This is a genomic window from Corynebacterium sp. KPL2680 (assembly GCF_040225675.1).
Classification (GTDB): domain Bacteria; phylum Actinomycetota; class Actinomycetes; order Mycobacteriales; family Mycobacteriaceae; genus Corynebacterium; species Corynebacterium rhinophilum.
The window spans coordinates 1-20,844 of sequence record NZ_JBEHFM010000030.1 but is presented as its reverse complement, the minus strand read 5'-3'; the positions used below and the strand labels follow the sequence as shown (position 1 = coordinate 20,844).

The 20,844-nt window shown below is 58.0% G+C and carries 17 protein-coding genes and 1 tRNA gene; 13 read left to right on the top strand and 5 right to left on the bottom strand.

What is annotated here, in order from left to right; genetic code table 11:
• Positions 1-294 precede the first annotated feature (294 nt).
• Positions 295-2,037 carry an ABC transporter ATP-binding protein gene (locus ABRP66_RS10815; protein WP_349838671.1) on the top strand — a complete coding sequence of 581 codons (1,743 nt, stop codon included), beginning with the start codon at positions 295-297 and terminating at the stop codon, positions 2,035-2,037.
• On the top strand, positions 2,037-4,001 hold the full coding sequence (locus ABRP66_RS10810; protein WP_284785721.1) for an ABC transporter ATP-binding protein: 1,965 nt from the start codon (positions 2,037-2,039) through the stop codon (positions 3,999-4,001). The genes ABRP66_RS10815 and ABRP66_RS10810 overlap by 1 nt, the downstream gene beginning before the upstream one ends.
• An 18-nt stretch (positions 4,002-4,019) precedes the next feature.
• Here ABRP66_RS10810 and ABRP66_RS10805 read toward each other — a convergent pair whose 3' ends face one another.
• From ABRP66_RS10805 to ABRP66_RS10795, 3 genes are all read right to left on the bottom strand, one after another.
• A complete protein-coding gene (locus ABRP66_RS10805; protein WP_284770407.1) occupies positions 4,020-4,547 on the bottom strand; it encodes a hypothetical protein in 528 nt (175 codons plus the stop codon).
• A gap of 98 nt (positions 4,548-4,645) precedes the next feature.
• Positions 4,646-5,413: a DUF6114 domain-containing protein gene (locus ABRP66_RS10800; protein WP_284770406.1), complete on the bottom strand. Its 768-nt coding sequence runs from the start codon at positions 5,411-5,413 to the stop codon at positions 4,646-4,648.
• Positions 5,403-5,843, bottom strand: a complete 441-nt coding sequence (locus ABRP66_RS10795) for a DUF6230 family protein (RefSeq protein ID WP_284783104.1) — start codon at positions 5,841-5,843, stop codon at positions 5,403-5,405. Before ABRP66_RS10795 ends, ABRP66_RS10800 begins: the two co-directional genes overlap by 11 nt.
• On the opposite strand from ABRP66_RS10795, the gene ABRP66_RS10790 reads away from it, so the two are divergent.
• The 10 genes from ABRP66_RS10790 to ABRP66_RS10745 all read left to right on the top strand — a co-directional run bounded on the left by ABRP66_RS10790 (position 5,842) and on the right by ABRP66_RS10745 (position 18,708).
• Positions 5,842-6,108 (top strand): hypothetical protein, encoded by a 267-nt coding sequence (locus tag ABRP66_RS10790; RefSeq protein ID WP_284783105.1) that lies wholly within the window; start codon positions 5,842-5,844, stop codon positions 6,106-6,108. The genes ABRP66_RS10795 and ABRP66_RS10790 overlap by 2 nt on opposite strands.
• A gap of 285 nt (positions 6,109-6,393) precedes the next feature.
• A complete protein-coding gene (locus tag ABRP66_RS10785) occupies positions 6,394-7,470 on the top strand; it encodes an oxygenase MpaB family protein (RefSeq protein WP_284770404.1) in 1,077 nt (358 codons plus the stop codon).
• A 78-nt stretch (positions 7,471-7,548) separates the two neighbouring features.
• Positions 7,549-9,135 (top strand): succinic semialdehyde dehydrogenase, encoded by a 1,587-nt coding sequence (locus tag ABRP66_RS10780; protein ID WP_284783107.1) that lies wholly within the window; start codon positions 7,549-7,551, stop codon positions 9,133-9,135.
• Between the two features lie 166 nt (positions 9,136-9,301).
• Positions 9,302-10,108, top strand: a complete 807-nt coding sequence (locus tag ABRP66_RS10775; protein WP_284770402.1) for an NAD(P)-binding protein — start codon at positions 9,302-9,304, stop codon at positions 10,106-10,108.
• A complete protein-coding gene (locus ABRP66_RS10770) occupies positions 10,108-11,007 on the top strand; it encodes an oxygenase MpaB family protein (protein ID WP_284770401.1) in 900 nt (299 codons plus the stop codon). Before ABRP66_RS10775 ends, ABRP66_RS10770 begins: the two co-directional genes overlap by 1 nt.
• A gap of 106 nt (positions 11,008-11,113) precedes the next feature.
• On the top strand, positions 11,114-13,972 hold the full coding sequence (locus ABRP66_RS10765) for a (Fe-S)-binding protein (RefSeq protein WP_284783108.1): 2,859 nt from the start codon (positions 11,114-11,116) through the stop codon (positions 13,970-13,972).
• A gap of 34 nt (positions 13,973-14,006) precedes the next feature.
• Positions 14,007-15,314 (top strand): cation:proton antiporter, encoded by a 1,308-nt coding sequence (locus tag ABRP66_RS10760; RefSeq protein WP_284770399.1) that lies wholly within the window; start codon positions 14,007-14,009, stop codon positions 15,312-15,314.
• Between the two features lie 74 nt (positions 15,315-15,388).
• Positions 15,389-16,039, top strand: coding sequence for a DUF1707 SHOCT-like domain-containing protein (locus ABRP66_RS10755; protein WP_284770398.1), 651 nt, complete (start codon positions 15,389-15,391; stop codon positions 16,037-16,039).
• A gap of 55 nt (positions 16,040-16,094) precedes the next feature.
• Positions 16,095-17,324: a pyridoxal phosphate-dependent aminotransferase gene (locus ABRP66_RS10750; protein WP_284796897.1), complete on the top strand. Its 1,230-nt coding sequence runs from the start codon at positions 16,095-16,097 to the stop codon at positions 17,322-17,324.
• 223 nt (positions 17,325-17,547) lie between these two features.
• Complete coding sequence (locus ABRP66_RS10745) at positions 17,548-18,708, top strand: YibE/F family protein (RefSeq protein WP_410757615.1); 1,161 nt, start codon at positions 17,548-17,550, stop codon at positions 18,706-18,708.
• Here the strand turns inward: ABRP66_RS10745 and ABRP66_RS10740 are convergent.
• The gene (locus ABRP66_RS10740; RefSeq protein ID WP_284770396.1) at positions 18,705-20,027 is read right to left on the bottom strand and encodes a UDP-glucose dehydrogenase family protein; all 1,323 of its coding nucleotides are present in this window, start codon (positions 20,025-20,027) and stop codon (positions 18,705-18,707) included. The genes ABRP66_RS10745 and ABRP66_RS10740 overlap by 4 nt on opposite strands.
• A 36-nt stretch (positions 20,028-20,063) precedes the next feature.
• The gene (dcd, locus tag ABRP66_RS10735) at positions 20,064-20,633 is read right to left on the bottom strand and encodes a dCTP deaminase (RefSeq protein WP_284630788.1); all 570 of its coding nucleotides are present in this window, start codon (positions 20,631-20,633) and stop codon (positions 20,064-20,066) included.
• A gap of 63 nt (positions 20,634-20,696) precedes the next feature.
• On the opposite strand from dcd, the gene ABRP66_RS10730 reads away from it, so the two are divergent.
• Positions 20,697-20,770: transfer RNA gene (locus tag ABRP66_RS10730), tRNA-Gly, on the top strand.
• The last annotated feature ends 74 nt before the right edge of the window (positions 20,771-20,844 follow it).

Here is a 20,844-nt window from a genome sequence, read left to right as displayed (position 1 = left end):
CTTCGTGCTCTCAAAGAAAACTACTCCCTACTAGTCGGTAACTGATTTCTCAGTCCAACTAATGGGGAGCAGTTCACACCACGTGGGAGGGGCTGTGCACGCCAATCACGGATTTTGAGGACTGGACCAGCGTCATCGCTCAGGCACAGCTGGCACACGTCCTAGTCTAGATTCGGCCTTGCGGGCAGGTACCGAACGGGCAGGTACCAAAAATAAATATCGTTCGCCCCGCGTGCGCTATCCAGATATACTTGCGCGGCTAACCCCTATCAACCCCGAAAGAAGCGCAGGTTTATGGATCTAGTCCGAATCCTCTTCACCCGCTCGGAGCCTTATACGCTCTACGTCATAGCGGTACTTATCCTGCAAGCGCTGTCCACCGCAGCGACCCTGTATCTGCCCTCCTTGAACGCCAAGATCATTGATGAAGGCGTGTCCAAGGGCGATATCGACTATATCTGGCGCACCGGCGGAATCATGCTCATCGTAGCCTTTGTCCAGGTCATTACCGCCATCGGCGCGGTGTGGTTCGGCAGCCGCACCGCCATGGGCGTGGGGCGGGATTTGCGCAGCGAGGTCTTCCGCAAGGTCACCAGCTTCTCCGCAGAAGATATGAGCGAGTTCGGCACGCCCACGCTTATTACCCGCGGCACCAATGACGTGCAGCAGGTGCAGATGGTCTACATGATGATGCTGAACTTCATGGTCACAGCACCCATTATGTCCATAGGCGGCATCATCATGGCCATCCGCGAGGACGCCGGACTGTCCTGGTTGGTCTGGGTTTCTGTCGCGGTTCTGCTTGGCACCATCTCCGTCCTCATCGCGCGGCTTATGCCGCTTTTTCGTTCTATGCAGGACAAATTGGACACCATCAACGGCACCTTGCGCGAGCAAATCACCGGCATCCGCGTCGTGCGCGCCTTTGTGCGCGAGGCTTATGAAACTGAGCGTTTTACCAAGGCCAATAAGGACATTACCCAGCTTTCGCTGAAAATCGGCCAGCTTTTTGTCCTCATGTTCCCGATTATCACCGTCATTTTGAACGTGGCCACGGGCGCAGTGCTGTGGTTTGGCGGCCAGCGCGTGGATGCCGGGCTTGTCGATGTCGGCGGGCTCACCGCTTTCCTGCAGTACCTGCTGCAAATCCTCGCCGCGGTCATGATGGGCACGTTTATGGCGATGATGCTTCCGCGCGCCCTCGTGTGTGCCCGCCGCATCACCGGCGTCTTAAGCCACGAGCCGTCCATTACCCCGCCGAAAGATACCGTCACCCCGGCGACCAATTCCGGCACGGTGGAATTTCGCAATGTCAGCTTCTCCTATGCCGGGGCGGATGCCCCAGTGCTAGAGGATATTTCCTTTACCGCCACTCCCGGCACCACCACCGCGATCATCGGTTCTACCGGCGCGGGCAAGACTACGCTGCTTTCCCTCATCCCGCGCCTGTACGTCCCAAGCGAGGGCGAGGTGCTTATCGATGCCACCCCCACAACCTCCCTCTCCCGCCCGGACATCGTCAGCCGTGTTTCGCTCGTGCCGCAAAAGGCCTACCTCTTTAGTGGCACGGTGGCCTCCAATCTGCGGTTGGGCCACCCCGAGGCCACCGATGATGAATTATGGGAGGCGCTTCGCGTGGCGCAGGCGGACTTCGTCGATGACTTGGACATGCCCATCGCGCAAGGCGGTACCAATGTATCGGGCGGGCAGCGCCAGCGCCTATCCATCGCCCGCATGCTCGTAGCCCAGCCGCGCATTTATCTCTTCGATGATTCTTTCTCCGCGCTGGATGTGGTTACGGATGCCAACGTGCGCGCCGCCATGCACAAGTCTTTTGCCGAGCGCGGCGAGGACGTCACCACCATCATCGTCGCCCAGCGCGTGGCCTCCATCCAGGATGCCGATCAGATTTTGGTCATCGATAAAGGACGGATTGTCGCCCGCGGCACCCACACTGAGTTACTGAAATCCTCGGGCGTGTACCAGGAAATCGTTGAATCCCAAGAAACCGCCGGAGTAGCTGGAGGAGAGCACTAATGGCCAAGGACACCACACACAACTCCTCCGCTGAGGACGCCGAGCTCCAGGAGCTTGAGGCCAAGGTCGCCGCCGATGAATGGTCCGGTTCCGCGCCCCGCCAGGCCAAGAATTTCTGGCCCTCTGCTAAACGCTTGCTACTACTTCTCATGCCCTATAAGCGGCTGCTAGCGGTAGTGGCGGCGATGAACATAGTCTGCGTCTTCCTCGCGGTCTTCGCACCCAAGGTCTTGGGCGATGCCATGGACGTCATCTTCTCCGGCGTTATCTCCCGCGAGCTGCCATCTGGTATCTCGGCGCAGCAAGCCATCGACGGCATGCGCGCCCAGGGCCAGGATCAGGTGGCCGATATGGCCTCCGGCATGGACTTCACTCCCGGCGAGGGCATCGACTTTACCCGCTTGGGCACGCTTATCATCGCGGTGATCGCGATGTACATCGTCTCTGCCGCCTTCGAGCTCTGGCAAGGGCTCATCTTAAACCGCCTGACCGTCGACACGGTCTACGAGCTGCGCCAGCGCGTAGAGGCCAAGGTGCATGCGCTGCCGTTGAATTACTTCGATTCCCACCAGCGCGGCGATATCCTCTCGCGCACCACCAATGACATCGACAATGTGCAACAGGCCCTCCAACAGGCACTCTCCCAGCTGTTTTATAATATCCTGATGATCCTGGGCATCACCGTGATGATGTTTAGCATCTCTTGGCAGCTTGCCCTGGTGGCACTCTTGGCGCTGCCGCTGACCGCGCTGATCATCGGGGTCATTGGCGGACGCTCGCAACGCCAATTCAAAACCCAGTGGCGCGCTACCGGCCAGCTCAATGGGCAGGTGGAGGAGTCCTTCTCCGGCCGTGATCTGGGCGTCGTCTTTGGCCGCACTGAGGATATGACGCGCCAATTTGATGAGCGCAATGACGAACTCTTCCGCTCCTCCGCGCTGGCGCAATTCCTCTCCGGCATCATGATGCCCATCATGCAATTCGTGTCCTACTTGTCTTATGTGGCCATCGCCGTCCTCGGCGGCCTGCGCGTGGCCAACGGGCAGATGACCCTGGGCCAGGTCACCGCCTTTATCCAGTACTCCCGCGAATTTAACCAGCCGTTGGGCCAATTGGGCGGCATGATGCAACAGGTGCAATCCGGCGTGGCCTCTGCCGAGCGCGTCTTCGAGTTCCTCGACGCCGAAGAGCAAACGTTGGAGAACACCAGCGATGAGCTAGCCGGCCGAGCCCGCGGCCGCGTGGAGTTTCAGGACGTTGACTTTTCCTATTCGCCGGAGAAGGAACTTATTACCGGGCTCAACCTGCGCGTGGAGCCGGGGCAAACCGCGGCGATCGTGGGCCCTACCGGCGCGGGCAAGACCACCATGGTCAACCTGCTCATGCGCTTTTATGACATCGATTCTGGGCGCATTCTTATCGATGGCCACGATACCGCCCACATGCCCCGCACCGCCCTGCGCTCCCAGGTGGGCATGGTGCTACAAGATGCCGTCCTCTTTGAGGGCACCATCATGGACAATATCCGCTACGGCCGGCTTGATGCCACGGACGATGAGGTCATCGCCGCGGCCAAAGCCACCTACGTGGATCGCTTCGTGCACTCCCTGCCGGAGGGGTATGACACCGTCATCGACCAAGATGGCGGCGCCATCTCCGCCGGTGAGCGCCAGCTGATTACCATCGCTCGCGCCTTTTTGGCCCAGCCCGCATTGCTCATCTTGGATGAGGCGACCTCGTCCGTGGATACCCGCACCGAGGTACTCGTCCAAGACGCCATGAATGCCCTGCGCGCTGAGCGCACCTCCTTCGTCATTGCCCACCGCTTGTCCACCATCCGGGATGCTGATCTGATCTTGGTGATGGAAAACGGGGGCATCGTCGAGCAAGGCTCGCACGAAGAACTACTGCGCGCCCAAGGCTCTTATTGGCGCCTGCACCAATCGCAGTTCAACAAGGCTTAAAGGGAAGCTGCAGCGTGGTTACTTCACGTTGAGCTGGACTTGCGGGGCGTGCAAATTAGCGCCCTGCAGGTTGACCAGCTCCATGGTGACATCTTGCAGCGAAATGTGCTCCATCAGAACGTTCGGGATAGGAGCATCGGGCACCACGTGCGGGTCAGGAACGCCCAATTGATCAAGCACCGCGTTGAGATCGCCGTTGGATAAATCGACGTTTACCGGGATGGTGGGGTGATCCACCACCGCGGGTGTTGTCTGCAGTCCAGTGGTCAGGACGGTGACCGGCCCGTCCGTGACGGTGGTTTCCACGTCACCAGTGGTTAGCTTGCCTTGTCCCATAGCTGCGGGCAGGGTCAACGCCAGGTTTCGCGCGGCCAACTTGTCACCTACGAGTTTCAGCGCTCGTTGCTCACCCTGTGCGGTAGGCACAGTGATAAGCGAGGCGCTTACGTTCCCAGTCAGGGTGACATTATCAGCAGTCACCGTGCTGAGTTCAGATTGCGCTAAGGCCAAGCCTTCCTGCGCACGGGTTTCCTCAGGTTGGTTCACCGCACACACCGCTGTAAAAGCGCAGAGCACTGCGAGCGCACTACCTTTTACCACACGAGCAGAGCGACGACGCGGTAGTGAGCTCAGCCTGAATAGCTTCATGCTGAAACCGCCAGTTCTTTGGCCTGGGACTTTTTCTTCTTCTTGTGCTTCTTAGGAGACTTCTGGCGCTCCTGTGGCTGCCAGGCAAATGCGAGCGCACCACCGATAATGCCCAAAAGGCTACCAATCACGAAGCCGCCCAGGTTTGTGGTGGGAAGCGCGATGATTGCTACCAAGATGGCTAAAACACCCAGGTAAGACGATGTCTCCTGCCTAAACCAAGATCCAAAGCCGAACATGATTAGTGCCGCACCAATAAGAAGCGTCGAAACGCCAGACACCGTGGAAATCATGACCAGCAGATCAGAAATGCGCACAGTAATATAAGCCGGCGCTGCGATGGCGATGCCGGACAAGATAAGCAACAAACCACCCGCGAACGGACGACGCTTGCGCCAGTGTTTAAACCGCTGCCACCAGCTTTCTTTAGGGGCCACTCGGGTGACGGCTTTGTCATTTTTGTTATTCGCTGCGGAATCCTGCGGTTCATTAGCACTTTTTACCGCATCCGCTACCGACTGCGATGAGTTCTCTCCATCGCTTTCCGCCGCAGCCGTTGCTTCAGCACCAGCATCAGCGGTGCCGTCGGCCTTCGTCTCCGCAGCACTAGTGTGATCGGTGCCAGCGGCGGCCTCGCCAGCGGCATGTCCGGCCGGCTCTTGGGAAGAATCTTGGGCGCTGCGTGCAGCTTCGCCGTTATCGGTACCGGTTTCGTTCACCGCAGGCATGCGCAAAGTCTCATCATCAGAAGACTTAGCAGCCATTGTTGTTGCTTCCCCTCTTCACCGTCACATTCACACCAGAGGCAGCGAGCCTTTCTGCTCCCACCGAGGTCGTGCGAATATCATCCGCGCTCAGGGTCACCTTCTGCGCGTACAATCCCCACGAACCTGGATCAGCCTTGTCATTGACCTGGCTGGCATCAATACCCACGTTGGCATTCGTCAGATCCAGCTGACCCTTAATGTCGGTAGCACCAACCAAGAGGTTCTCTACCTCCACACTGTCATCACCATTCGCACGGAGGGCGAAGGTGGTCTCGCCAATCCCTGGGACATCAGGAAGGTTGGCGGACAGGCACAAGTTGGAAGCCACGGCGTGCTCAAACTTCAAGCGCGCGGCGGGGATGGTTTCTTCTCCCATCTTGTCCCTATCAACGAAGATCGACAGTCCTTCGCCCTCCAGGTGGCTCATGTTCACCTTAAAGAAGGTTCCTGAAAGTGCGATATTAGCGGTCAAGCCGCCTTGGGCTACCGCAAAACCTGTTACACCAAAAGCTGCAAGCCCGGCAGTCAGTGCGGTTGCAAACTTTGGAATACTAATCCTGCCCATGAAGGAACCTTTCTGTGGAATTGAAAAGGCGGGGTCCCTGCCTGTTTTAGCGGCATCCCCCGTCTACGGTGAATTTTTCAGCCCACTCTTTACCGCGGCCAGAGATTTACAGGCCGAGGATGAGTAATAGACCTACGCAATCCACTGATTAAATGAGCTTGAACACACGTTAACACTACCTGAGACACATCACACAAAAAGGGGTGCAATTAAATACGCCCGCAACGGTGTAGTCCAGATCATATGTTTAATGAAGACTATCGCACCCCCTGCCGTTGTCAACTTCCAATCCCCCCACTAAACCTGCAGCGCACAAAGTTGCACCCCCAAATTTGTGCGCCATGTAATAGGTGTGCACCGGTGTGTGTTACGCTACACAATCAACAGATTTTATCGACTAAGGAGGGTCGAATTGTCCAACTCACTGAAACCCGAAAATACACAGGCAAACGAAGAAAATACCCACATTGATTCCCCTCAGTCCGGTGCAGAAGAAGTAAACGCTCAGGACAAGAAGGAAGAAAAGCGCGAACTGCGCCGCGCTCCTTTGGGACCGGATTCCCTGTTGTGGAAGTGGGGCTCGGATAACCGCCTGCAGCTGCTGCGTGGCTACACCGGCATTTTGCAGAATATGCACCCCGCGATTGGTCAGTCCCTTTTGGACCACTCGAAGTTCTTCGACGAACCTTTCGCCCGCCTGCAGCGCTCTACGCCGCAGATTATTGAGTCCATCTACGATGATGGGGACATCGGTGAGCGCATTCGCGACTACCACGTCACTATTAAGGGCACGCTGCAAAATGGCGAGCGTTACCACTCCTTGAACCCAGAGACTTACTACTGGGCACACGCTACCTTCGTCTACCGCGTTATCTACGCCCAAGAGCTCTTCGGTACCCCGTTCACCAAGGAAGAGCGCGACCAAATCGTTCGCGAGGGCGTGACTTGGTGGGATAAGTACGGCATGTCTGAGCGCCCGGTCATTGATAACTACGATGACTTGATCAAGTACATGGATGAGATGGCAGACACCGTGCTTGAGCGCAACGAGACCGTTGACTTCGCACTGCGCACCGCACGCGTAGAGCCGGTCAAGGCTCCGGAAGGCGTTCCAGAGGCCGTATGGAAGGTTATCTGGAAGCCCATTATGCGCAGCGCCATCTGGTTGACTGTGGCTACCCTGCCGCAGAAGTACCGCGACATCTTGGAGCTGAAGTGGACCAAGCGCGACCAGAAGCGCTTCGACCGCATCGCTAAGTCCGTTCGCTTCATCATGGACCACCTCCCAGAGGATAAGCGCTACATGGAGCCGGGTCGTTCCTTGATGATCAAGAACGGGATGATCGAGGGCAAGTACAAGGAGCCGAAGAAGATCCAAGGCTACAACGCCACCCAGGCTAAGGACTCTGCTGCCACCGCGGAATCTACCGACAAACCGGATTCCGATGATGCAGTAGCCGCACGCCGTGCAGCCGGCTGCCCGTTCTAAAACATACCGGCTTCCTTATTGTTCGTGAGCTTTTTAGCTCACGAACCTTTTCATTGATCTTTCTGGAGCGTGCATTACATGTCTTTACCACGCCGTCTACAAGAACGGCCCTTGCCACAGCAATTACTAACTGAGCTACAACATCTCACCACTAACTACTCCACCGGTTCGCTGGATAAAGGCGAACGCAAAGCGGTCCACTCCCCCTTATTTGAAGAAGAATTAGGCTGGGTTGGAGTAGGTTCCGAAGAAGACGTAGATGAAGCTTTCCGCCGTTCGCGTCAGGCCCAAAAGGCCTGGGCCGATACCGACGTTAAACAGCGCGTAAAGGTAATGAAGCGCTTCCACCACCTCGTGGCTAAACACCGCGAGCTGCTTGCGGATTTCATCCAATTGGAAACCGGCAAGGACCGCACGGCCGCCTTTGATGAGGTACTCGACGTACTAAATAACGCGCGTTATTACTCAAATAATGCGCCAAAGCTATTGGCCACCCAGAAGCAGCCGGGCGCATTTCCGCTCATCACCAAAACGCACTTGCAGCGAGTTCCTAAGGGCGTTGTGGGGCAAATCAGCCCGTGGAACTATCCATTAGCATTGGGCATTTCCGATGCCGTTGCGGCACTGCTTGCCGGCAATGGCGTTGTGGCCAAGCCCGATGGATCCACCCCGTTTTCTAACCTGATTTCCCTCTACCTCTTGAAGGAAGCAGGACTGCCGAAGGATTTGCTGCAGATCGTTACCGGCTCCGGTCGAGTCGTTGGCTCAGCCATCTCCGAACACTGCGATTACCTGATGTTTACCGGTTCCACCAAGACCGGCAAGATTTTGGGCGCCACCGTAGGCGAGCGCCTCGTCGGATACTCCGCAGAACTGGGTGGTAAGAACCCGATGATCATCGCGCCGGATGCGGACATCGACAAGCATATTGACACCATCGCTACCGCTTGCTTTTCCAATTCGGGCCAGCTGTGCGTGTCGATTGAACGCATCTACGTCCCCGATGCCATCTTCGATCAATTCATTACCGCATTCCGCCGGGCAACCGAATCCATCAAACTTGGTTCCGGTTTGAACTGGGACTACACGATGGGTTCACTCATCGGCCAAAACCAACTAGATGTGGTGCAGCACTTTGTCGACGATGCCGTAGATAAGGGTGCCACCGTTATTACCGGCGGCAAGCCCCGCCCGGATATTGGCCCCTACCACTTTGAGCCCACGGTTCTCACTGATTTGGCAGAAGGCACCGAGCTTGCAGAGCAAGAGGTCTTTGGCCCCGTGGTGTACGTGCAACGCGTGCGCGATGTCGAAGAGGCCATCGAGCAGGCGAATAAATTGCCCTACGGTCTGAACTCCTCTGTATTCGGCCAACCCGAAACCGCGCAAGGCATCGCTGAGAAAATCGATGCAGGCAGCGTGACCATCAATGACGGCTACGCCTCCACGTGGGCCTCAATTTCCACCCCGTTGGGTGGCGTCAAGGAGTCTGGCGTTGGTCGCCGCCATGGCCACGAGGGATTGACCAAATATACGGAAGCAAAGAATATCTCCTCGCAAAGGATCATGCCGATGCGCGGACCAAATTGGCTTCCCAATAAGTACTACGGCACCCTGCTGAGCTCCGCGTTGCGCTTAGGAAAAGCCTTGCGCTTCCTCCCCTAAGCACTGCGCAGCGTAACCAGCCACCTTTTAAATTCAGTAACTCACTTCACATTCAATGGGTATGTGTGTACGATCACAACATATTCACGAATTGTGTCCTCTGGGAATATAAATTGCACAACACACAGCGGCCAGTAAGCGCCCTGTGAAACTCGAAAGGAACAGTATGTTCAAGCCATACCGCCGACCGACTGTCGCAGTGGTTGGTGCCGGAGTAGCCGGATGCGCCGCGGCTTCTGAATGCGCATTCTCTGGATTCGACACCGTTCTTTTTGAACAAGAACCATACATCGGCGGCCACTTCAATTCCGCTGAAGCCACCGAGGTTTCCCGGAAGTACCACTTCCGTACCCCGTACCTCCGCCTCACCAAAACTGATGGCTCGCCAGCTTCTGTAGTACGCCACCTTGAAGAGGCTGTTGCTGCCAGTGGCGCCGAGTTCCGTGGTTCCACTGCCGTTACGGGTGCCGAATTCGACCGTGCAGAAGGCAAATGGGAAATCTCCTACCTCGGTGATTCTGGTCAGGAAACCCAAGCTTTCGATGTGTTGATTCGCGCCACCGGTGAGGAATCCCCGTGGATTTCCGTTCCGGGACGGTCAAAGGCCAGCGTCGACGACATGTACCTCCACCACGGTGTAGAGGTATTTGGGCTGCCTAATGCCCTCTTCGTTGACGGCCCCACCCCGCGCGACTCTTACCTCAAACGTCGCCCACTGGCTGTCATCGAAGCCCGCGCCGATCACTGCCGTCGTTACGTCCGCCAGCTCGAGATTCGTGGACCAGGAGAACTAACCGTCAAGCACGATAAGTGGTTGGTTCAGCCCGGTACCGTACGCGGAATCCGCGAAGTGCTCGCAGGGTTCGATGCACCGGCCCATGATTTCAAGCGAGCATCCAACTATGCCCCTGAGTCCTCCTCGTCTGAACGCCAGAATCAACAAAAGTCCGCTACTGCCCTTAAGGAGGCATAATGACTACTCTGAGCAATCCTGAAAGCACTGTAAACGACAAGCACACCCAGACCGCAGATAACAATACCGATAACCTGCCTGAGCTGGGCCCAGATTCCATCCTGTGGCAGCGCTTTGGTGACTGGCGCTCCGCATTCGTCGCACTGTCTGCTGGTCTTTTGCAGATTGCCCAGCGTGACGTCAGCCGGTCCCTGGTGCAGCACTCCAACGTTTTTGATAACGAGGTTGCACGCTTGGTTCGCTCCGCCTTCCCGATCATCCGCACGATCTATGAAGGCCCAGAAGTTGGCGTCATGATTCGTGACTTCCACAAGGACATCAAGGGCACCCACCCAGATGGAAGCCGCTACCACCCGCTGAACCCGGATGTTTACTACTGGGCACACGCCACCTTCGCTGCAATGCCGTACCAGCTGGCCGGCAACTTCATGGATCCTTTGACCCCAGAGGAGCGCGAGCAGCTCTTCCAGGAGACCCGTACCTGGTACACCTTCTACGAGGTTGCAGAGCCCGACGATGCGCCAAAGACGTACGCTGAGTTTGAAGAGTACGTGGACAACATGATCGATACCCTCGATATCAGCGAAACCATCGAGCGCTCCCGCATCATCAACGGCCTCACCCTCGACACCCCAGATCCCAAGGTGCCCAACTGGCTGTGGAAGCCCATTGCACCTTACGCATCCCGCCTGCTGTTGTGGGTTGCTATCGGCATGATTCCGGACAAGCTGCGCAACAAGCTTGGCTGGGAGTGGACCAAGAAGGATGAGCGCAAGCTCAAGATCTTCTCCCGCGCCGTCCGTGGCGTCTTCTCCGTCCTTCCGCGTAAAGCACGCATGGTTCCTATTGCTACCCGCGCCTTTGAGAAGGCGGAAGCTGAAGGCGGTTTCCACTACTAAGGCCTTTACCCCTTCACTCATAGTTACTGAATACTGACTCCCACGATTGCACCTTGAGGCCTTAAGGTAGATAACAACGTGGAGCATTAGTAGTGAAGGAGCACGAATGACAACCGTGTCCGGTTGGATTGCTATAGCCACATCGATTCCGGTGTGGCTATACTTTTTCGCCCGCATAGGCGCGCTCATTAAGTTCATCCGCTCGGGCGGGCCAACCCAACTAGAGCGCACCAATAGCCCCGTAAAACGCCTCGGGCGCGTGCTGGCAGAGGTCTTCGGCCACACCCACTTCAAGGGAAAACCATTGGTCAATGCCGCCCACTGGGCGGTCATGGTGGGCTTCTTATTCGGCATCCTGGTGTGGTTTGAGGCCTATATTCAAACCTTCGCCCCGGATAAAGGGTGGCCCGGCTTAAGCACCTGGCCGGTGTATCACTTTGTGGAAGAAGTACTTGGCATCGGCACGGTGCTGGGCATCTGCTTCCTCATCGGCGTGCGCCTGAAACTAGGCGATACCGAGCGCGGCAGCCGCTTTTTCAACTCCCAAACGGCAGCGGCCCGCTGGGTGGAGGCCATCGTTTTCATCGAGGGCCTCAGCATGCTCTTGGTCAAAGCCTCCAAAATCGCAGCTTTTGGTGGCGGTTCCGCAGTCGCGGATTTCTTGACTATTCACTTAGCTAAGGCACTGCCCGAATCCCCGGCACTGGTCAGCTTCTTCGCCTTGGTCAAGCTGCTATCCGGGCTCCTTTTCATCTTCTTTATTTCCCGCAAATTCCAGTGGGGTGTCATGTGGCACCGCTTCATGGCGTTTTTCAATATCTTTTTCCAGCGCAATACCTCTGGGGAAAAGGCGCTCAAATCCCTGCCCACCCCGGACTTGGAAGAAGACATCACCCCTGGCAGCTGGAAGATGCTGCTGGATTCAACCGCGTGCACCGAGTGCGGCCGCTGCCAAGAGCTGTGCCCGGCCTGGAATACCGATAAGCCGCTCAGCCCCAAAAAGGTCATGATGGACTTGCGCCAAGGCGCGCTAGATAATTACAACCCGCACGAGGGCCTCGATGTGCTCTCGATGGCTGGCGTCATCGACGATGATGTCCTGTGGTCCTGCACCAACTGCGGTGCCTGCGTGGATCAGTGCCCCACCGATATCGAGCACATTGACCATATTGCAGACCTGCGCCGCTTCAAGGTTTTGGCAGAATCCGATTTCCCATCGGAGCTTACCGGCCTATTTAAGAACATGGAGACCAAGGGCAACCCCTGGGGCCGCAATAATTCCGAGCGCCGCGCCTGGATTGATGAGGCGCGTGCTGATGGCATCGAGGTCCCCATCATTGGCGAGGATGCCGCGGACTTCTCCGATATGGAATACCTTCTCTGGGTAGGCTGCGCCGGCGCTTATGATGACAATGGCCGCCGCACCACCCGCGCCGTCGTGGATCTTCTCCACACCGCCGGCGTGAAATTCGGTGTGCTTTCTACTGGTGAGACCTGCACCGGCGATCCCGCCCGCCGCGCCGGCAACGAGTTTTTGTTCCAGATGATGGCGCAACAAAACGTTGAAACACTCAACAACGCTTTCGAGGGCGTGCCGGAAGGCCAGCGGAAAATCATCACGACGTGCCCACACTGCTTTAATACCATCCGCAATGAGTACCCGGACTTCGACGGGCATTTCGATGTCTTCCACCACACGCAGCTACTCAACCGTCTGGTGCGCGAGAAGCTGCTGCAGCCGGTTCCGCGCACCCCAGAAAACCGCAAGCCCATCACTTATCACGACCCGTGCTTCTTAGGCCGGCACAATAAGGTCTTCGATCCACCACGCGAGCTTCTCGAGGCCACGGGCGTCGAGCTGCGCGAGATGGACAAGTCCCGCGATGAAGCCTTCTGCTGTGGCGCCGGCGGCGCGCGCATGTTCATGGAAGAAAAGTTGGGTTCTCGCATCAATGAGTTCCGCACGGAGCAGGCACTGGAGACCGGCGCCGAGGAAATCGCCACTGGCTGCCCGTTCTGCAATGTCATGATGACCGGCGGCGTGAAGTCTCTGGCCGCCGAGTCCACCCCCACCACACAGGTCAACGACGTGGCCACCATGCTGCGCAACTCCATTTCCCTGGATGACAAGGGCACCCTTCCAGAACCCCGCCCCAAGGCCTTTTTGGGCACCCCAGTGCGCCACCGTGCGGCTTCAGCTACCGCTACCGCTGAATCCCCCAAGGCACCCGCGCCTGCCGATGCCCCCTCCTCTACCAACACCCCCACCGCTACCACGCCACCCGCCGCGCCTTCTGCTCCTTCGGCACCGGCGGCTCCAAGCGCGCCCTCTGCTCCGACGACTCCCGCGGCCCCCAATGCTGCGGCTCCATCCGCGCCAAAGGCTCCTTCTACCCCGGCTGCCCCCAAGGCCCCTTCGGCACCCAGCGCACCGAGTGCTCCCTCCGCGCCTAGCGCGCCAACCCCACCGGGTGCTCCCACGCCACCAAAGGCTCCCAAGGCCCCCGCTGCTCCTGCCGCTCCGGGTTCTTCTTCGGCACCTAGCGCCCCGGCGGCTCCGAAGGCTCCGGCAGCACCAAGTGCCCCGGCAGCTCCAGGTGCCCCGACTTCGCCGGCTGCTCCAGATGCGAAGGCACCCGCGGCACCCCAACCGCCTAGTGCCCCGCAGCCACCCGCTGCTTCGCAAGCACCAACTACGCCACAACCACCTGCAGCTCCACAGCCACCAAAGGCTCCGCAAGCTGCCAAGGCGCCACAGGTTCCAGCAGCGCCAAAGCCACCGCAGGCTGACAAGAAACCCGAGGCAGCGGCGCCACCCGCGCCTCCTGCTCCGCCGGCATCGGCCACGCCGCCCGCTCCGCCGGCACCACCGGCGTCATCGGAAAGCGCAGAGGCTCCCAAGGCCCCAAAGCCACCGGAACCGCCGAAGCCACCCTCACCGCCGAAAGACGCGAATACCGAGTAGGCATGTGCAGGGGTGAGTGCGTACGCTGTGATTCATGCAATTAGATGTGGGATGGGCTGCGGATACTTTTGTTCTGGCAGCAGGTGCGACGGAAAACACCACTAGCCTCGTTTCCTTTGCCTGGATCATGCTTGCGGCGCTACTGGCGCCGATAGTGTCGTTCATGTTGGGCAACCGGCTGCCGGCCGTTGCCCTTTTGATCATCTTTGGCATGGTCATCGGCCCATCGCTTTTGGATGTCGCCCATGAGGATGCTGGCATCAGCATGCTGAAAGAGCTGGGTGTTGGTGCGCTCTTCTTGCTCGCAGGTTTTGAGATCGAGATTTCTACGCTCAAGACCAAAGAAGCGGGAACTGCACTGTCCACCTGGCTTATCTGCCTCGTGGCCTGTGGTGTCGGTGCCTACTTCTTGGTCGATAATGTCCCGGGCGCTATCGTGGTGGCGCTGGCGCTAACGTCTACGGCGCTGGGCACACTGCAGCCCATGCTAAAACAGGACCGCGTGCTCGAGACCAAAGTGGGCAAATCGGTCATGATTCACGGTGCTATTGGTGAGGTCGCCCCCATTACCGCGATGGCCCTGCTGCTTAGCACGCGCTCCACGTGGACCACGCTGCTGATTATGCTCGCGTTCATTGGCATCGCCGTGGCTGTTGCCATCATGCCGGCGGCCATTGCAACGACGATTCCGTGGGTTAAAGCGGCGTTTATCTCCGGTGCAGGGTCCACCAACCAAACCATTTTGCGCCTTATCATCCTGATCCTTGCCACCCTCATGGCCGTCACGGCGGTCTTTGAACTAGACATCGTGCTGGGCGCCTTCGCCGCCGGCATCATCTTGAACCGCATCATTCCGGATGAGTTCCATCGCCGGCTGGAGCACCGCCTCGATGTGGTCTTCCACTCCATGCTCATCCCGGTCTTCTTCGTGGTCTCTGGTATGACGATTAACTGGGATACCATCGCTAATAACCCAGGGAAGGTACTGGGCATCCCGGCGCTTATTCTCGTTACCCGCGGCCTGCCGGTATTCCTGCGCGAGAATGTGGGTCACACCGGCTCCGAAATTGAAACGGTGCGCGAGCGCCTGCAGGTCAGTTTGTACACGGCTACCGGCCTGCCGATCATCGTTGCTGTGACATCGCTGGCGGTTAATTCCGAATTGATGAAGCAAGAAACCGCCTCGATCTTCGTTGCAGGTGGCGCGTTGACCGTTGCCATCTTCCCGTTTCTGGCCAACTTGGTGGGAAGGAAAGACTCCAAGACGGTTGATGAATCCGACCCAAAGAAGAAATCGGATTCTAACGAGGACGACAAGGAAGAAGAGTCCCAAGAACTCTAATCTTTTACTCCGCACTAGAAGCTATGCCCTGCCACCGCGGCAGGGCATATTCTTTTTGAATCAGCTTGTCTATTATGGTGACTGTGACTAATAGCTACGGACCCTCCCCCTATGACCGGACACTGCGTCTATCTGATTCAGAGCGCAACGATGCCCTGACGGATCTAGCCCGCGCAGTGGGCGAAGGCCGCTTATCGATGACCGAGTTTGAGGAGCGCTCCGATAGCGTCATGCAGGCCGTTACCCACAAGGACCTAGCACCAATTTTCAGCGATATCCCTGCGACCGGATCGCAAGAGGTAAAGATCTACTCCCAAGGCGATGTGGACCGCGCCGTTAATGCCGCGAAGAAGCCCCGCATCGCTACCGCCCTGACCAGCTCGATCATTTTGATCGCGGCATCTCCTACTCTTGTCATGCTCAGCGCCACCATGAATAGCCCCTGGTTGCTGGCGGGTGGCGCCGTAGCCGCAGCGCTCATTCCCATCGTGTGGATCCTCTTGTACGTGGCCAAGGTGGGCCCGCAATCGTGGCATGCCCCCTCGGTGCGGCAGATTGAGCGCCAACAGCAGCGCGAGATCCGTGCGCTGACGGCACACGAGCGGGCGCACCAAAAAGAATTAGAAAAGAAAAAGTGGGCCGAGCGCCGCCAACAGGCCGGTGAACTTACTGGTCAGGCTATGGAAATGGCGAAGAAGCAAATCAACAAGTGGAATAATAAATAGCGCTGAGGCGCGCTGCAATATTTCTTAACGCTGTGAAAGATGGCACAATATTGCCATGACTTCTCCCAAACCCCGCATCTTTGACCAGTCCGAAAAATTAAAGGGCATCGCTTACGATATTCGCGGTGAGGTCTCAGCGGAAGCGGAGAGAATGGAACTGGATGGCCACACCATCCTCAAGCTCAATACGGGCAACCCCGCCGTCTTTGGCTTCGATGCACCCGATGTCATCATGCGCGATATGATCAGCGCCTTGCCCACCTCCCAGGGCTATTCCACGTCCAAAGGCATTAGCTCGGCCCGCCGGTCCATCGTCACGCGCTATGAGCTCGAGGACTTCCCACCTTTTGATATTAACGATGTCTTCTTGGGCAATGGCGTATCCGAGCTCATCACCATGACCACCCAGGCGTTGCTCAATAATGGCGATGAGATTCTCATCCCGGCGCCGGATTACCCGCTGTGGACGGCAGCAACCTCGCTGGCCGGTGGCACACCAGTGCACTACCTATGCGATGAGGAAGATGAATGGAATCCGTCTATCGAGGATATTAGATCCAAGGTCACCGAAAAGACCAAGGCCATCGTGGTCATCAACCCGAATAACCCAACCGGTGCGGTGTACTCGCGCGAGGTCCTGCAACAAATCGTGGATATCGCGCGCGAGCACAACCTGCTCATCTTGGCCGATGAGATTTATGACCGCATCCTTTATGACGATGCGAAGCATATCTCCATCGCCTCGCTGGCCCCCGATCTCTTGACCTTTACCTTTAATGGCCTGTCCAAGGCCTACCGAGTATGCGGCTACCGCGCGGGCTGGATGGTCATTACGGGTCCGAAGCATCATGCGCACGGGCTCATTGAGGGACTCGAATTGTTGGCCGGTACCCGCCTGTGCCCGAATGTTCCCGCGCAACACGCCATCCAAGTGGCGCTGGGCGGCCGCCAATCCATCTTCGAGCTCACTGGGGCCGGGGGACGATTGCTGCGCCAACGCAATATCGCCTATGACAAACTCAACGAAATTCCGGGTGTCTCCGCAGTAAAGCCGAAGGGCGCGCTGTATCTCTTCCCGCGCTTGGATCCCAATGTCTATGACATTCACGATGATTCCAAACTCATGTTGGACATCCTCAAGGCGGAAAAGATCCTCATGGTCCAAGGCACCGGTTTCAACTGGCCGCACCCGGATCACTTCCGCGTGGTCACGCTGCCCTGGGCTTCCCAACTGGAAAACGCCATCGAGCGCTTGGGCAATTTCTTGGTGAGCTACCGCCAATAGCACCCCAGCAGGCGATTGGTAATTGCAGTAATAATCGTTCACAATACACCGTATGGGACGGCATTCCTCGGTTTCTAATTCCGCATCGGGCTCGGCTTCGCGGCATCGGCAAGCGCAGCGTCGATCGGAGCCCAGCGGGCACGCGCCAGGCCAGTCGGCGTTGGAACGCCTACATCCACGTCAGCTGGCGCAGAAGGTATCCGGCCACCCGTGGCGCGTTGGGCTGGTCACCGCCATCGGCGCGGCGCTCATCGCCATGCTGATAAGCCTCGTCTTCCTCTGGCCGTCTAGTACCGCCTCGAAGCACACCTCGGAGGAGTTCGAGTCCACCTACGCGCTGAACCACCCGCAGATTGAGGCAACAGTGGAAAAGACTGACCATTCCGCGTGCCAATCGGAGCAGACCGGCCTGGCCTTCGATACCCCGCCGTTGATTCCGGAAAAGGAAGAGGTGGACTGTGACCGGGCGCTGGTGAAGATCACCTCCGACGAGGACGAGGGGAAGATGACCCAATTGGTCACCTACGGCAACGCGGGCGACCCAGAATTGCAGCCGGGCGATAATATCGTGCTGTCCAAGGCCACCGATCCCACCGGGTCCGTCTCGTATGCCTTTGCCGATTATCAGCGCAGCAATAGCCTCCTTCTGTGGGGAGTGGTCATCGCTATTGTCATCATCGCTTTCGCGGCCTGGCATGGGGTGCGCGCGATCATCGGCTTGGGGCTAAGCCTTGGCATCGTCTTTAGCTTCCTCATCCCAGCGCTCATCGCGGGCACCAATCCCCTCTGGGTGGCACTCGCCGCCTGTACCGCCATCATTCTCCTTGCCGTGCCCCTGGTCCACGGCGTGAATTGGAAATCCGCCTCCGCGGTGGGCGGTTCCCTGACCGCGCTTGCCATCGCCGCGTTCCTAGCGTGGGCGGCCATCGATAGTTCGCAGCTGCAAGGCTATAGCTCCGAAGATAACCTCAAGCTGCTGCTGTATATGCCCAATGTGTCCATCCTGGGCGTGCTGCTGTGCGGTTTCGTCGTCGGCGCATTGGGCAGCCTTGCCGATGTCGCCATTGCCCAAGCCTCCACCATCACCGAGCTGCACGAATCCGATCCCGCGGCATCACCGCTCGAGCTTTTCCTATCCGCCATGCGGGTCGGCCGCGACCACATCGCCTCGATGGTCTATACCCTCATTTTGACCTATACCGGCGCCGCCTTGCCCCTACTCCTGCTCATCACCGCCGCCGAACGCCCCGCAGGGCAAATCCTCAGCAGCGATCTCGTCGCCACCGAGCTCCTGCGCTCCGGCGTCGGCGCCATGGCACTGACCCTAGCAGTACCGATTACCACGCTGATTGCCGCGTTTACGGTCCCGTCGCGCCGCCGTTAGAGCGTGCGGCCCAGCGCCTGTATCTTCCAGCCGGCGTTGGACCAGGCCGCAACGTCGAGCACATTGCGGCCATCGATAATGTGCTTATTATCTACGAGCTCGCCGGCCTCATTCGGGTCCAGAACCTTAAATTGCTGCCATTCGGTGGCCAGGATGACCAACTCCGCCTCCCGCAAGGCGGATTCCGTATCGGCGGCATAGTCCAAGGTGGGAAAAACCTTCTTGGCGTTGTCCATACCCTCAGGGTCATAGACGGTCACCGCAGCACCCGCCAAGGACAAGGACCCAGCAACCGAGAGCGCCGGCGAATCGCGTACATCATCCGAATTGGGCTTAAAAGCACAGCCCAGCACGGTAACGCGGTGGCCCAAAAGCGAGCCATTGAAGGCTTCTTTAGACAGGTCCACCATGCGGTCGCGCCGCCGCATATTAATCGCGTCCACCTCTCGCAAAAAGGTCAGGGCCTGATCGGCGCCGAGCTCACCGGCGCGCGCCATAAAGGCGCGAATATCCTTAGGCAGGCAACCACCGCCAAAGCCCAGGCCCGCGCCGAGGAACGTGCGGCCGATGCGCTTGTCTATGCCAATGGCATCCGCCAGCGCCACCACATCCGCCCCCGCGATCTCACAAATCTCAGAGACCGCATTGATAAAGGAAATCTTGGTGGCCAAAAAAGCATTGGCGGAAACTTTTACCAGCTCTGCGGTCTGCAGATCGGTCACGATGAAGGGTGTATCCTGCGCTAACGGCTGCGCGTAGATCTCACGGGCAAGCTCCTCCGCACGAGATTCCGATTCACGGGTTCCAATCACGATGCGGTCCGGGGTGATGGTGTCGTGCACCGCATAACCCTCGCGCAAGAATTCCGGGTTCCACGCGATTTCCACGCGGGTTCCCTCGGGCGCCAAACTATCCGCCAGTTCTTGTAGTTCGGCCGCCGTTCCTACCGGAACGGTGGATTTGCCAAAGATGACGTGCTCCCCGCGCAGCTTGGGCACCAAGTCCGTGATAACGGACTTAACGTAAGTCATATCCGCCGCATAAGAGCCGCGGCGCTGCGGGGTTCCCACGCCGAGAAAGTGCACGTTGGCGAATTGCGCAGCCTCGTCATAATCCGTGCTAAACCCTAAGCGCCCAGCATCAATATTGCGCTCGAGCACCTCCGGTAGCCGCGGCTCAAAAAAGGGAACCTTGCCCGATTGCAAGACGGAGATTTTATCCTCGTCTACATCGACGCCTAAAACTTCATGCCCCAATTCCGCCATGCAGGCGGCGTGGGTGGCACCCAGGTAACCGGTGCCAATAACAGTCATCCGCATAAAACCTCATCCTAGAGATTTTATGTAAATACCAGATTAATCCCTGCGGAAGTTCAGGTAAGACTTTGATGGCGTTGGGCCGCGCTGACCTTGGTACTTCGATCCCAAGGCACCCGTGCCATAGGGGCTTTCCGCCGGCGAGGTCATCTTAAAGATGGCCAACTGGCCCACCTTCATCCCCGGCCACAGCGCAATGGGCAGGTTCGCGGTATTGGAAAGCTCCAGGGTGATGTGCCCGGAAAAGCCGGGATCGATAAAGCCCGCGGTGGAGTGGGTCAATAGCCCCAGCCGCCCCAGCGAGGACTTGCCTTCCAACCGTCCGGCCAAGTCAGCCGGGAGGGTGAATTTCTCCAGCGTGGCGCCAAGGACAAACTCGCCGGGGTGGAGAATGAAGGATTGATCCTCTTCTACTTCCACCAACGTGGTAAGCTCCGGCATCTCCGCCTTGGGGTCAATGTGCGTATAGCGGGAGTTATTGAATACCCGGAAATACTTATCCAAGCGCACGTCAACGGAAGAAGGCTGGATAAGCTCACTATCAAAGGGGTCGATGCCCAGCTCTCCGGAATCAATGGCGGAACGAATATCACGATCTGAAAGAAGCACGGACCCGATTCTACTCAATCGCCTGCCCAAGGTGTATAGTAGGGAAAGCGCATTTAGCGCAGTGCCGACGTAGTTTAATGGTAGAACTGCAGCTTCCCAAGCTGCTGGCGCGGGTTCGATTCCCGTCGTCGGCTCCATTGTCATGAGTCGCGACATGCTTGACAGGTCAGTCGCGACATAGTTGACAAACCGGCATCTCAGTCGTTTTTGT